Below are 13,459 nucleotides of genomic sequence, written 5' to 3' on the forward strand. Positions count from 1 at the left end.
CCACATGGTGTCCGGGTGCACGTTGCCCAGATTATCGATATTGGCCACGTTGACGCCGGAGGCGTTGCCGCCCCACTGCGTGAGCTTGCCAGCGATGTGTGCGGCCTGTTCGGGAAAATGGCGGCGCACCCAGAGCAGGAAATAAACGCCATCAGCGTCATTATTGCCCGTAGTGAATTCCGGCTGGCGGCCGGCTTCGAGCGCCGCCCAACAGGTATCGAAGAGCAGATCCATAGCCCATCGCGTGAGTTGGTGGCGCGCATCGTCGGTACGGTGCTTGTTGCCGCGACCGGCGTAATTGAGATGCGAGAAATAGAAACGGTCGATGCCTTCGTCTTCGACCAGTTGCAGCAGCGCCGGCAAATCCTGTGCGTTGTCCTGGGTCATGGTGTAACGTACGCCGACCTTCAGCCTGGCATCGCGACACAGCCGGATCCCGGCCAGCGACTGCTTGAAGGCGCCCTCCAGGCAGCGGAAACGGTCATGCGTCGCACCGATGCCGTCGAGCGAAACGCCAACGTAGTCGAAGTCGACTTCGGCAATACGTTCGATGTTCTCGGGCGTGATCAGGGTGCCATTGGACGACAGCGCCGTGTAGAACCCCATGTCCTTGGCGTGGCGGGCGATGTCGTATATATCCGGGCGCAACAGCGGCTCGCCGCCGGACAGGATCAGCACCGGCACTCGCGCGCGTTCAAGATCGTCCATGACGCGAAAGACCTCGGCAGTGGTCAGTTCGCCGGGAAAATCCTTGTCTGCAGAAATCGAATAGCAGTGCTTGCAGGTGAGATTGCAGCGCCGCACCAGATTCCAGATCACCACCGGTCCCGGCGGGTTGCGCCGTGGCATGATCCGAGTGGGTTGTCGCAGTTCCTGCAAAAATTGGGTGACACGAAACATGAAAGACGCTCCGGTTTTCAGAGGAACAGGCGTCAGCCGGCCTTCTTGAAAAAAAATTAATGGCACAAGTGAGAGAATGCACCGGATATTGGCAGAAAACTTTGGTTCAGGTCAAAACTACTCGGGAAAACCATTAAGCAACTGCTCGACTACCCACCTGGCCTCGTCTTCGGTGAGGAAGCGATGCCAAGGCGGCATCGGCGTACCGGGCCGACCGCTGTAAATGGTGGCGACCAGCGCCTCCGGCGGCTTGTCGCCAAGTGCATCGGGCTTCAGCGACGGGCCGAGTCCACCCTTTAGCGTCATGCCGTGGCAGGAACCGCAGTCCTGGCGGACCAGGTGTATGAGTTCATGCTGGCGCTCTGGTAAAGGCGGCGCTGCGTGAGAGACGCAGGGCAGGGTCAGTGCGCTGGCAAGAATCAGTATCGTCCTGAGGGACAAGGAGCCGGCAGCTTTTTCACGCTGGCCTGCAAATCCCTGACAAGGGGGGCTGCAGGATGTTATAAGCGAATCGGTACCCAAAGGATGGTATTTCACGTTTATGCACCCATCGATGACACGCATTGAACTTCTGGCAAGGTGACCCTGGCAAAAAGTCACTCTGATCGCACACTGACTTGAGCGCCTGTCAAATTCTTTGACACAAATCAACTATTTTTCATCCGCTTGTTTTTACAGTGTAAGGCATTGATCGAGTGCCAGAGTCCAACTACTATGCTTGCACCGCAACCAAGACATCCAAAAACCATGAGCCAGACTCAGCCCTCGTCACGCACGGGCACCGTTTATCTGGTCGGCAGCGGCCCTGGGGCCCTCGACTTGCTGACCCTGCGCGCCGCCCGACTGATCGGCGAAGCCGACGCCGTCGTCTATGATCATCTGATCGCTGATGGCGTCCTTGATCTGGTACGCGCTGGCGCTGATAAAATCTATGTCGGCAAGGAAACTTCGAAGCATACGGTTCCGCAGGAGGAACTCAACCTGCTGCTCGTGCGGCTGGCGCGTGAAGGCAAGAACGTGGTCCGGCTGAAGGGTGGAGACCCGTTTATTTTCGGGCGCGGTGGCGAGGAAATTGAAACGCTGTTCGAGTTCGGTATCCCCTTCGAAGTCGTCCCCGGTGTGACTGCCGCCGCCGGTTGCGCCGCCTATGCCGGCATCCCGCTAACCCATCGTGATCATGCCCAGGTTGTGGTATTCGTCACCGGTCACCTCAGGGATGGCACGGTCAATCTTGACTGGCCGGCTCTGGCGCGGCCAAATCAGACGGTGGTCTTCTACATGGGGATTGGCGGCATCAGTGAAATCTGCCGCCAGATGATCGCGCACGGCTTGCCGGCAACTCAGCCGGCCGCTGTTGTCCAGAACGGCACATCCAATCGCCAGCAGGTGCTTGTTGCCGATCTAGGCACTCTAGCTGCCAGGGTGAAAGAATCTGGAATAAGCTCGCCGGCGCTGATCATCGTCGGTAAGGTAGTCAGCCTGCAGAAGAAACTGGCTTGGTTTTTCCCGAAGGCTATCTCCGCCGACCAGGTCAGTCGCGATTAGCAGCACACTCCCTGCCACCAAGGAGCTGGAGTTAGTGTGGGGATTCCCATGCAAATCAGGGAAATGCTCGCCAATATGGATGCGAGAAATGAGGGGATCCCATTTGACTCCGGGATGCTAAGTGAAAATCTGACATTGACCGGGGTGGTGCGCTCAAGGATACTCGGCTCCTTGTTTTTGAAATACCTGTCCTTTTTATCATTATGAAAACACTATCTGCCCTGATCCTGTGCTTCACCTTGCTGCTGACCGCTTGCTCCGAGCCTCCAGGCTTTAAATCAACCGACATTTCTGGTGCCGACTGGGGCAAGGACTTCGCGCTCACCGATCACAACGGAGCACCGCGCCGTCTGGCGGACTTTCGCGGCAAGGTGGTGCTGGTGTTCTTCGGTTATACCCAGTGCCCGGATGTTTGCCCGACCACACTCGCCTCTGTGCGTGACGCACTCGGCCTTATCGGCGAGGATGCCAGCCGGGTACAGGTATTGTTCATCACCCTTGACCCTGCGCGTGACAGCGCAGAATTGCTGGCTCAATACGTACCTGCATTCCATCCCAGTTTTCTCGGGCTGCGTGGCGACGAGGCAGCCACAGCCAAACTGGCCAAGGAATTCAGGGTGTTTTACAGCAAGCAGGCGGGAACAACTCCGGACAGTTACAGTATTGACCACTCCACCGGCAGCTATGTTTTTGACCCACAGGGCCGACTCCGGCTCCTGATCCGCCATGGCGAAATGCCAGGTAATGTCGCTGCCGATGTGAAACTTTTACTTGCCGGAAAATAGCTGTCCAGGAGACTCTTCATGAAATGCTTTATTGTTTTACTCATACTTGTTTCGCAACTTGCCTTCGCTGCACCGACCAGCGACGAAATCAATCTGGATGTCGGCACCCCGCCGGTGATGGTCGCCAGGCACACATTGACACAACGTTCTTCAAGACTGGTTCGCTTCTATGAAGCGGGCGTGATCGGCCTCGGTTACGACGGTATGGTAAAAATGCACGACGGCAGCCGGCTGACACTGGTGCAACGACAAATTGCAGAAAAACTGATCGACCAGGAAAATCCCGATCGCAACTCCCTGATTTTTGCCCTTGCCGAAGCGCATGGGGGTAAAGAGGCCCAATCCGCTGCCCGAGCAGCCCAGGTAAAACGCTGGAAGGATCAGTTTCACTCAGGTTGGTGGATTGAAGATGCCAATGGCAACTGGAGCAAGAAACCCTGACCTGATCAAATCCGACAGGCAACGGGCACAACAAGGACTACACAGTATTTACTCTGGAGGAAAATCGCATGAAAACAGTTCGAACAGTAGTGCTAACGACCCTGCTTACCATGATGTCCGGTGCGGCAATGTCATCCGATATTGATGTCAAGGCCGTCTGGGTTCGTGGTACGGTCACCGGCCAGAAGGCTACGGGCGCTTTTATGGAAGTCACCAGCAAATCTGGTGCTACGCTCGTGGGTGCTTCCAGCCCGGTCGCTGGCGTTACGGAAATCCACGAAATGAAAATGGCGGACGGTGTCATGCAGATGCGTGCCATCTCTCGCCTGGAGCTACCCGCCGGTAAGCCGGTCAAACTTGCCCCCGGGGGCTATCACGTCATGCTGATGGATCTGAAACAGGCGCTCAAAGCAGGAGAATCCGTGCCTCTGATCCTGACCGTCGAGGGCAAGGACAAGAAAAAGGAAACCATCGAAGTCAAGGGTGAAGTTCGTGACTTGACTGCTGCGCCAATGTCGAGCGAGCACATGAAGCACTAATTCGCTTCGGTACCCGCGCATTCATTCAACGCGCGTCAGGGTTCAAGGCGGGATAGCCATCGTGTCCTTGCCTTGAGCGTAGCTGTCGCTGCAAGGTGACCACTGCGGCCAGCAGCACCGCCGTAGATGCGCCGTGGCTGACCACCAACCACAGGTTGAGTCCGCTGCTAACCGTCAACCCACCCAACCCGAATACAACAAGCAGCAAGATCAGCACTACCGAGGCTGCCGCCCTCGTTTCGCCTTGTCTGAAGGCCTGCAGACTGACCACGCCAAGGAGCAGGACAGCAGCGAGCGCCAGATAACGATGCAGCAGATGAAGTGCTACGCCACCAGCGTCATCGGGCATCGGTGCGGCCGTCAGCCTGACCCATGGATTCAGTGCCTCCCAGCCTGCTGCCGACGGCCACCACACACCATTGCAGCCGGGCAGGGTGGAACAGGCAAGGGCGGCGTAGCTGGCTCCCATCCATGCCCCCAGCATTACGGCCAGAGAAAGTGACACGACCCCGAGGCGCAGGATCACGCTCTCAGGCCCGGCCTTTCCCATTTCAGGAGGTCTGTCAGTGGATAAAACCACCCGCAAGGACAAATTGACCAAGCCGAGTCCGCCCATGATATTGAGAAAACCGACCAGCGATAGCCGAGGATCGGAACTCCAGAAGCCAAGAACCGCCAATAGCAGCATCAGCATCAATAGCAGCAAGGCCTGTGTACAAGCGGGCTGAATCGGCTGTGGCCGCAGGCAGCGCCAGACACGAAAGCAGGCCAGGAAAAGAGAAGCCGAAGCGCTAATGCGGTGCAGTATCCTGACCAGACCAAAATGAAGCACTTGCGGTTCACGGGACAGCATCTGAGCGTAACACTTTGGCCAATCGGCACAGCCCAGGCCGGCGTCTTCGAGACGCATGCAGGCACTCACCACCACCACTATCAGGGTCAAGCCGGTCAAGCACAGCGCGATGAGCCTGATATGCCTCAAACGCCCATCAACGGCACCCATCAGGTGGTAGCGAGCGGCGTACGCGCAACGCGCAACTCGTGATTAAGCCAGATCAGGGCAGCAAAAACGAGCATCGAGCCGCCCTGATGTGCAGCGCCCAGGGCCACAGGAACCGCCAGCAAAAGCGTCGCAATGCCAAGCGATATCTGGATGGCCAAGGCCACGAGCAACAAGGTGGCGGCCAGCCGTGCCCTGCTTGAAACGTCGGCGGCTCTGACCTGTACAAAAAACCATGGCACCAGGAAGGCCAGCAACCACGCACCCAGACGGTGATCAAACTGAACCAGCGCCATATTGTTGAAGAAATTGAGGTACCACGGATCAATGATGAAGCTTTCCGGCGGAAGAACGTGGCCATTCATCAGCGGAAAGGTGTTGTAGGCCTTGCCGGCTCGTATTCCCGCCACAAAGCCACCGGTAATGACCGTGTAGAAGGTTAGGACGGCCAGCAGAAACCCGTTACGCTGCAGTTTTCTTAATGCGGCACTTGCTGTTTCGCGCTGTCGAGACACCAGCAAATCAAGTGCCACCCACATCATTGAGATGAAAAGCAGGAAGGCCAGCGACAAATGGGCAGTCAGGCGAAACTGGCTTACCCGAGGATCATCCACCAAACCGCTCTTGACCATGTACCAGCCCATCGCTCCTTGTAGCCCGCCAAGCAAAAAAATGCCCAGCAGTCTGGGTATCAGGGCGGGGGCGATCTTTCGGCGCCACCAGAAGTAGAGGAAAGGCAGGAGAAAGACGGCCCCGATCAGCCGTCCCAGTACTCGATGCCAGTATTCCCAGAAGAATATTCCCTTGAACTCGTCAAGCGCCATCTGGTGATTGACTTTCTGATACTCGGGCGTTTTCTTGTATTTCTCGAAGGTCTCAACCCATTCGGCCTGATTCAGTGGTGGAACCACACCGACGATGGGCTGCCACTCAACGATCGACAGCCCGGAATGTGTAAGCCGCGTGACCCCGCCAACCACAAGAATGGCAAAAACCATGGCGCTACAGATAAACAACCACAGGGCAAGCTGTCGCCGGTCGTCTCTGACCATAGTTCAACTCCAGGGGAAAAATGCAAACCCGGTAATTATAGGATTATTCGCTAGTGCGATGTTCCCCAACCTTCTGACTTCTGATCAGTTATAGACCCGTACGAATCGCCGATCGGGTCGTACGATCATTTCACCCTCTCAGGAAAATCAATGTTCGACAGGGCGGATATGCCCTGATGAAGAATCATCTATTGTTCAATTTCTGTTATCCGAAATTGTTCAGGCGATCAAGAATTGTCTTTGAATAATTATCATTTTCGGATTCAACTGCCGCAGGATCCTCTATGTTTCAATCGCCCCACTTATACCAGTCTTCGCCGATCAGCTCAGATGGGTGCTGAGTACGTCCAGAACCATTTCCGCAATTTAGTGAATCCGCCGAACAATACTTATCACACCCCCAACAAATTCGTTCTGGATATCTTGGATTCAATGGAATTTTTTTTGCCATTTCAGTACCTTTTAAAACGAGGGGTCTTTAACGGTTATCCTGGCTTGCCGTCTAGCCGAGGACGAGCCAGTACCGGCCAGTACCGCACTATATAAAGACCAAACGCCACGAACCACAGCAACCCTGATAGTTCAATACTTGCCATATAAAGGCCAGGCGACGCGATGCCGCCGAAGACGCGAATAATCGCCGCAGCTTGTATCAGCAGAAACATTGCAATCTCAAAACCATCGGCTACCAGAGGTCGCCCGGTGTGCCCGCGGGCCGTTCGGGTCATCATGCCCAGCGTCAATCCGCCAATCGCGCCGACCGTCAATGCATGAGCAGCAAACGACCCCGTCAGAAGGTCCAGTGCAGTAAGGCCACGAAGCAGGAGATACACGACAATCCACGCATAAGCGGCATGAAGCACCCACACCAGCGGCGTAGCCAAGGTGCGCCACGATTTCCACAGAAACAGGCGCCAACCATGAGCCAGTGCGCTGATCAGCGCGACCATGGCGATGACGGCCTGTGGCAGTTGCAGAAAATCTGCTACGAATAACAGGATTACGGTCCCCAAGGCTATTCTTTCCACCCACGGGTGGCGCATTGCATTGGTGCCTGGAATACCGTTATTGGTAAACATCGGGATCACGCGGCCACCAATGACCACCATGATGAACAAGATCACGTCCAGCGCCAGTTGCAATCCCAGACGTGGCGACAGTTCAAAGCTTCCCCGCAAAGCCAGATGCACGGTTACGATTAGCGCACTCATCAGCACCAGCAATCCCACAAAAAAGTAATTGCGAGTATTGCGCGCTCGCAGTAACGGAATGGCGATAGCCACCGCCACTGCGACAGGAAATGCCGCGTTGACCAGAGTTGCCGCCAGAAACCAGGGCGTCAGCACCAAAATCCTGCCGCCGACCCAGAGTGCAGCCAACGCCATCAATGGCACACCGCTTGGGGTGGGCTGATTTGTCCACGCACGCACGGCCGTCAGCAGAAAGCCGGCGATGACCGCAGTCGTGTAGCCGAAGATCATCTCGTGGCCATGCCAAATCGGACCCGGCAGATACTCGGGAATTAATCCTGAGAATTGTGCGGCCCAGAGCAACACGCTGAAGGCGCTGAAAAGGCTCGCCAGCAGGTAAAACGGGCGAAACCCCAAATTCCATAACGCGAAGCCCGGAGTTTCCACTGGATATTCAGGTTTTGTGGGTTGATGAAGTGGTTCGTTCATATTGGAGCCTGACAATTCTTTTCATTGGGTTTGTGGCAAATTTTTCCCGTTAAGGCATCCAGAATTTCGATATCTCAGTGACTGCAACAGCAGGTTCCTTTACATCCTCAACACTAAATTTGATCGGAAGGGAACCTGATTTGGCCGAGTCCGGGTCGGCGATGACAACGACAGTCTGATTGCCGATACCACCGCCAGTTACTGTGATTTCATCGTTGCTTCCCAGTCGGATACCTTCAATGCCGGTGATGCTGATGCGGAAGGTCCGCGTTTGGTCTCCCGTGTTCAGGATTTTCAGTTGGTAGGTATTTTCGATACTGCCGTTGTCAGCTTCGCGTGATAGCGTGTTGTGATCCTTCAATAGATTGACTTTCAGTGGGATCCGCGTCGCCAGTGACCAGGCCGTAAGCCCGGTGAGCAGCAACAGAATGGCGCTGTAAATAATCACTCGTGGCCGGAAAGCCCTTCGTACGATGTCTATAGGTGTGTAGCGCTTATTTACAGCATTCTCAGTCGAGTAGCGGATCAGGCCACGCGGATAATCCATCTTGTCCATCACCATATCGCAGGCATCAATACAAGCCGCACAACCAATGCACTCATTCTGTAAACCGTTACGGATGTCGATGCCGGTTGGACAGACCTGGACGCAAATGCCACAGTCGACGCAATCACCCAGCCCCTGTGATTGTGGATCGACGCCTTTTGAGCGTGCACCGCGCGACTCACCTCGCGCGGTGTCGTAGGCGATGATCAAGGTATCGGGGTCAAACATTACAAACTGAAAGCGTGCGTAAGGACAGATCTGGCGACACATCTGTTCACGCAGGAAACCGGCATTGCCGTAGGTAGCCAAGGCGTAGAAGCCAACCCAGAAAGCCGACCAGGCCTCAGGCGACAGGGATAAGAAGTCCTGAGCAAGATCGCGAATCGGGGTGAAATAGCCGACGAAGGTAAACCCAGTCCAGAACGAAAACAGAATCCACGTGGCGTGCTTGGCTACCTTGACCTTCAGCTTGTGAAGTGTCCATGGGGCAGCATCGAGCTTGATACGTTGCGGCCGCTCGCCTTCGATTACTTTTTCGAACCACAGGAAGATTTCCGTGTAGACGGTTTGCGGGCAGGTATATCCACACCACAGGCGACCCGCCACCGCGGTAAACAAGAACAGAGCGAGCGCCCCCAGAACCATTAAGAGAACCAGATAGATCGTGTCCTGCGGCCACAGCACGAGATCAAAGAAGTAGAACTTGCGCTTGTCGATATCGAGCAGGATGGCTTGCCGACCGTGCCAGGGCAGCCAGCACAGGCCGTAGAAAACGATCTGGGTCAGCCAGACGAAAGCCCAACGCCAGCGCGCAAACAGGCCGCTGATTGAACGCGGATAAACCTTGGCCTCTGAATCGATGACCGGCTTGATCTGGATGACTTTCCTGGAGACTGACTGCTTCGGCATTTTGTTACCGGACGCTACGATATAAATGGATTGCGCTGTAAATTTGCAATAAGATATAAATTGTTTATTCCTTCATGCTACCAAGCATCCATCACATAAGCAATATTATTTATGAATCTTATAGGGGCGCCATGCGACTTAGCACCTTTACCGATTACAACCTGCGCGTTCTGATGTATCTGGGAGTGCAATCGGAGCGTCTGGCGACAATTGCCGAGATTGCCGCAGCCCATGAGATCTCTGAAAACCACCTGATGAAAGTGGTGCATCAGCTCGGGCGCAGCGGGTATATTGAGACTGTTCGCGGCAAAGGCGGGGGCATCCGTCTAGCCAGGGCGCCAAAGGAAATGGTACTGGGGGATGTGATCCGACAGACCGAGGGCGATATAGCGATGGCCGAGTGCTTCGCGCAGAAATCCGCTTGTCGCATTGAGCCCGCCTGCCGTTTGAAGAGTATTCTCGGCGAGGCATTAAGCGCCATGTTCCTGGTGTTTGATGACTACACGCTGGCCGATCTACTGGAAAAACCGCACGACCACCTAAAGGCTATTCGTTGGAGAGAAAGAACGCCTCAGGTGCATCTTAGGGATTAAATCCAGTTGGGCGAGTTATGGTTAAACACTGGATGATTTCACAACCGTATTCTCGAATGTCTTGCGTCCACGCATTATTGAAGATGAAACAACCGACATGAAGCGACATCAAAAATTGCAGGATCTTTCCCGCGAGCACCACGGTGCGTTGCAGTTGGCGCTGAGAGCCAAACGCGCTGCAATGTCGGGGGATCAAATACAGATAAAAGAGGGGGCAGCAGCTTGCCTCGCTGCGTTTTACGCTGAGCTTGATCCTCATTTTGTCGTTGAGGAAAACACCTTGCTGCATTTCCTGCTTACAGCCGGTGAAGACAAACTCGTGACACGGGTTGAATGCGATCACAAGGAGCTTCGCCGTCTTTCCGTTCAATTACGGCAACCTGACGCCATGACGTTGCTTGGGTTTGCAGAACTCCTGACGTCCCATGTGCGTTTTGAAGAGCGCGAAATGTTTGTCGTTCTGGAAGCGCTATTTGACTGCGAATGAATATCCCAATGAAACTTGATACGGAGCGGAAGGCATGGCAGAACTGGCACCGTTCAGTTGGACATAATTTCCACGGAGATAAGTGGATCCCTGCGGTTGTAGGGTTATCTACGGGGCTGCCGCCCGCTGGTTTATCAAGCGGGAGGCGAGCGGTCAGGTGGGTAACCCGGGTATCATGCCGCGATTCTCTCTGGCGGCAGACCGGCTCAGTAGATCGTATCGGGTGTCTTGCATTCAAGCAGTTCTCGGGACTTTTGCAGGTCAGATAAATTACTTAATGGCTTATCAAGTTTTTGACTTGGATCAAATCACAGTACTGCGAAAAGAAGTATCCTTATATAGGTAGTCTATTTTCTCCGCGCGAGGAATAGATTTGCTGTACCTAAAAAGCCAATCGTGCGCTGTACGCGCCAATCATGATGGAGGGTAGGAACATGGCCGAAAACAACGATGACGATGTCCCGTTCATGCAGAAGCTTCTGGATAACACTTTCTTGCTCCTGTTTCTGGGTGTTGCCTCACCCGGGCTTCTCTACATTTTGTGGGGCATCATCGACATCATGAACGTCCCGTTAGCCAAGTAAGTCGTTCAGTCATCTCTGGGAGAATCAAATGAGTGCAATTCTGCCGCCGTCAGATCGGCTCTGGTGGAAACAACCCATCGACAAGGTCGAATGGGCTTGGATTGGTATCGCGTTTGTATGGGGCATGATCATGTTCGTGATGATGGTCTATTGGCACGTTTTCGGTAAACAGAACCTATCGAACGAGGTCTATAGAACCACGCCGGAGATGTTCGCTGCCAAGGCTGAGAAGTTCATCGCCGAAAACACCGTTCGCACCGAAACTGACCTTAACGGTCAGCAAATACCGGTCGTTAAAATCCCGCCCGGCGGCGAAGGCTTCCTGATCGCCCGACTGTGGAACTGGTACCCGATTTTGGAACTGGAAAAGGGGCAGACCTACAAGATTCACCTCTCCTCGATGGATTACCTGCATGGCTTCTCGCTACAACCGGTGAATATCAACATTCAGGTTATTCCAGGCTATGAGCATGTGGTCAGAATGACGCCGACCAAGTCGGGCACCTATGCCATCGTCTGCAACGAATACTGCGGCATTGGGCACCACACCATGCTTGGCCGCATCTACGTGAAATAAGGGGAGCACTTCGATGGCAACAACTTACCGTACCTGTCCGAGCTCCGGGCTGCAATTTGAAAACAACGCCGAAAAATTGATGCGTTGGCATGCTGTGGCCGGCGTACTCTGGCTGCTCGTCGGCGGCATTACCGCGCTGCTCGTGATTCTCACCCGCTGGCCAGCGATCAAGCTGCTGCCAGCCGACGAGTTTTACCTGATTCTCACCGCCCACGGCATCGACATGATCATCCTGTGGATTCTGCATTTCGAGATGGCGGTTCTTTTCTTTGCCTCTTCCACACTGCTTCGCTGTCGACTGGCGACACCCAAACTGGCCTGGCTTAGCTTCTGGCTGATGGTCATCGGCGGCATCGTTTGCAACGTCGCCATCTTCCAGGGCGGATCGAGCGTGATGTTCACCTCCTATGTGCCCATGCAGGCGGCGCCGCACTTCTACCTCGGCATCATCCTGGTTGCGGTGGGTGCCTTGATTGGTACCGGCATTTTCTTTGCCACGCTGGTCGTCGCCAAGAAAGACAAGACCTACCAGGGTTCCTTGCCGCTGGTCACCTTCGGCGCCATGACTGCCGCGATCATTGCCACCTTCACCATTTTGTCTGGCGCGGCCATCCTGATCCCGACCTTCTTCTGGTCGATGGGCTGGATCAAGGAAATCGACGCCCAGTTGTACCGCATGGTGTGGTGGGGGCTGGGGCACTCTTCACAGCAGATTAATGTGGCCGCACACGTTTCCATCTGGTACCTGACGGCGGCTGTAATTTTCGGCGCCAAGCCCCTGTCGGAAAAAGTATCGCGCTTCGCGTTCCTGCTCTACATCCTCTTCCTGCAACTGGCCAGTGCGCACCACCTGCTGTCCGACCCGGGAATGAGCGCTGAATGGAAGGTGCTGAACACGTCCTACTTCATGTACTTCGCGGTCATGGCATCGATGATCCACGGGTTTACCGTGCCTGGCGCCATCGAGGCGGCACAGCGCAAGAAGGGCTACACCAATGGACTTTTCGAGTGGCTGCGCAAAGCCCCTTGGGGCAACCCGGCCTTCTCCGGCATGTTCATTTCACTGGTCGGCTTCGGTTTCCTCGGCGGTATTTCCGGCGTCGTTTTGGGCACCGAGCAGATCAACATGCTGATGCACAACACCTTCTACGTTCCGGGCCACTTCCACACGACAGTTGTCGTCGGTACCACGCTTGCCTTCATGTCAATTACCTACATCCTGGTTCCCACCCTGTTCCGGCGTGAAATGATTTTGCCCAAGCTGTGCCAGATTCAGCCCTACCTTTACGGCATCAGCATGTCGATTCTCGGCCTTGTCATGATGGGAGCAGGCACGCTCGGCGTTTCCCGCCGGCACTGGGACATGGCCTTCTCCGGTGCTCCGTTCCAGTATGAATGGCCGGGCGCAGCCTATCTGATGATGGGTCTGACCGGCGTCTTCGGTGTCATTGCCGTGGTCGGTGGCGCACTGTGGATCGTGCTCGTCGTGGGTTCTCTGTTGTTCGGCAAGAAGCTCGATGGCGGCAAGGTTACAGACAAACCAACGCCGATCCCGTCGAATACCACTGCCGCTTCGGCTACAGCGCATACGGACAAGGACGACCACGTTGCCGTACCTGGCACGGTGGTACTGGCACTGTTACTGCTGGTTACCTTCGTTCTCTACTACTTCGTTAACTGGAAATACCTGTCCGAAGTCTGGTTGTTGAGTTAAACCGGTAGGATTCCCCCACGCCAGTGGCGTGGGGGCCGGCTTCAATCGAGCTTGACAGTCAGGCTCGATTCAAGCAAGTTTCCCCCTCAATGAATTTTCCTTGAGCG

At 55.0% G+C, this 13,459-nt stretch carries 16 protein-coding genes; 9 read left to right on the plus strand and 7 right to left on the minus strand.

The genetic code is table 11. The features are described from left to right. The coding region (locus JNM42_RS19070) for a radical SAM protein (RefSeq protein WP_294274098.1) at window positions 1-900 on the minus strand (900 nt) is incomplete at its 3' end. Between the two features lie 117 nt (window positions 901-1,017). After that, entirely contained in the window at window positions 1,018-1,305 is a 288-nt protein-coding gene (locus tag JNM42_RS19075; protein ID WP_294274145.1) for a cytochrome c, read from the minus strand. 342 nt (window positions 1,306-1,647) lie between these two features. On the opposite strand from JNM42_RS19075, the gene cobA reads away from it, so the two are divergent. From cobA to JNM42_RS19095, 4 genes are all read left to right on the plus strand, one after another. Beyond that, window positions 1,648-2,445, plus strand: coding sequence for a uroporphyrinogen-III C-methyltransferase (gene cobA / locus JNM42_RS19080; RefSeq protein WP_294274101.1), 798 nt, complete (start codon window positions 1,648-1,650; stop codon window positions 2,443-2,445). 203 nt (window positions 2,446-2,648) lie between these two features. Further along, window positions 2,649-3,230: an SCO family protein gene (locus JNM42_RS19085; protein ID WP_294274104.1), complete on the plus strand. Its 582-nt coding sequence runs from the start codon at window positions 2,649-2,651 to the stop codon at window positions 3,228-3,230. An 18-nt stretch (window positions 3,231-3,248) separates the two neighbouring features. After that, window positions 3,249-3,671 carry a DUF1318 domain-containing protein gene (locus JNM42_RS19090; RefSeq protein ID WP_294274107.1) on the plus strand — a complete coding sequence of 141 codons (423 nt, stop codon included), beginning with the start codon at window positions 3,249-3,251 and terminating at the stop codon, window positions 3,669-3,671. Window positions 3,672-3,739: 68 nt separating this feature from the next. Beyond that, window positions 3,740-4,210: a copper chaperone PCu(A)C gene (locus tag JNM42_RS19095; RefSeq protein ID WP_294274112.1), complete on the plus strand. Its 471-nt coding sequence runs from the start codon at window positions 3,740-3,742 to the stop codon at window positions 4,208-4,210. Window positions 4,211-4,235: 25 nt separating this feature from the next. On the opposite strand, the gene JNM42_RS19100 is transcribed toward JNM42_RS19095, so the two are convergent. The 5 genes from JNM42_RS19100 to ccoG form a co-directional block, all read right to left on the minus strand. After that, window positions 4,236-5,120 carry a COX15/CtaA family protein gene (locus tag JNM42_RS19100; RefSeq protein ID WP_294274115.1) on the minus strand — a complete coding sequence of 295 codons (885 nt, stop codon included), beginning with the start codon at window positions 5,118-5,120 and terminating at the stop codon, window positions 4,236-4,238. Between the two features lie 92 nt (window positions 5,121-5,212). After that, window positions 5,213-6,262 carry a COX15/CtaA family protein gene (locus tag JNM42_RS19105; protein ID WP_294274118.1) on the minus strand — a complete coding sequence of 350 codons (1,050 nt, stop codon included), beginning with the start codon at window positions 6,260-6,262 and terminating at the stop codon, window positions 5,213-5,215. Window positions 6,263-6,551: 289 nt separating this feature from the next. Further along, window positions 6,552-6,713 (minus strand): DUF3079 domain-containing protein, encoded by a 162-nt coding sequence (locus tag JNM42_RS19110; RefSeq protein ID WP_294274121.1) that lies wholly within the window; start codon window positions 6,711-6,713, stop codon window positions 6,552-6,554. 34 nt (window positions 6,714-6,747) lie between these two features. After that, window positions 6,748-7,941, minus strand: coding sequence for an NnrS family protein (locus JNM42_RS19115; protein ID WP_294274125.1), 1,194 nt, complete (start codon window positions 7,939-7,941; stop codon window positions 6,748-6,750). 49 nt (window positions 7,942-7,990) lie between these two features. After that, window positions 7,991-9,397 (minus strand): cytochrome c oxidase accessory protein CcoG, encoded by a 1,407-nt coding sequence (gene ccoG / locus JNM42_RS19120; RefSeq protein WP_294274128.1) that lies wholly within the window; start codon window positions 9,395-9,397, stop codon window positions 7,991-7,993. Window positions 9,398-9,528: 131 nt separating this feature from the next. Here ccoG and JNM42_RS19125 point away from each other — a divergent pair, with 131 nt between their 5' ends. The 5 genes from JNM42_RS19125 to JNM42_RS19145 all read left to right on the plus strand — a co-directional run bounded on the left by JNM42_RS19125 (window position 9,529) and on the right by JNM42_RS19145 (window position 13,352). After that, a complete protein-coding gene (locus JNM42_RS19125) occupies window positions 9,529-9,990 on the plus strand; it encodes an Rrf2 family transcriptional regulator (protein WP_294274131.1) in 462 nt (153 codons plus the stop codon). Between the two features lie 61 nt (window positions 9,991-10,051). After that, window positions 10,052-10,477 carry a hemerythrin domain-containing protein gene (locus JNM42_RS19130; RefSeq protein WP_294274133.1) on the plus strand — a complete coding sequence of 142 codons (426 nt, stop codon included), beginning with the start codon at window positions 10,052-10,054 and terminating at the stop codon, window positions 10,475-10,477. Window positions 10,478-10,911: 434 nt separating this feature from the next. Then, window positions 10,912-11,061: a hypothetical protein gene (locus JNM42_RS19135; RefSeq protein WP_186412471.1), complete on the plus strand. Its 150-nt coding sequence runs from the start codon at window positions 10,912-10,914 to the stop codon at window positions 11,059-11,061. 28 nt (window positions 11,062-11,089) lie between these two features. Then, window positions 11,090-11,638, plus strand: a complete 549-nt coding sequence (locus JNM42_RS19140; RefSeq protein WP_294274139.1) for a hypothetical protein — start codon at window positions 11,090-11,092, stop codon at window positions 11,636-11,638. A 13-nt stretch (window positions 11,639-11,651) separates the two neighbouring features. Further along, window positions 11,652-13,352, plus strand: coding sequence for a cbb3-type cytochrome c oxidase subunit I (locus JNM42_RS19145; protein ID WP_294274142.1), 1,701 nt, complete (start codon window positions 11,652-11,654; stop codon window positions 13,350-13,352). Window positions 13,353-13,459 lie beyond the last annotated feature (107 nt).

Origin of the sequence: Propionivibrio sp., from assembly GCF_016790145.1 — a bacterium.
In the GTDB taxonomy this organism is placed as follows: Bacteria; Pseudomonadota; Gammaproteobacteria; order Burkholderiales; family Rhodocyclaceae; genus Propionivibrio.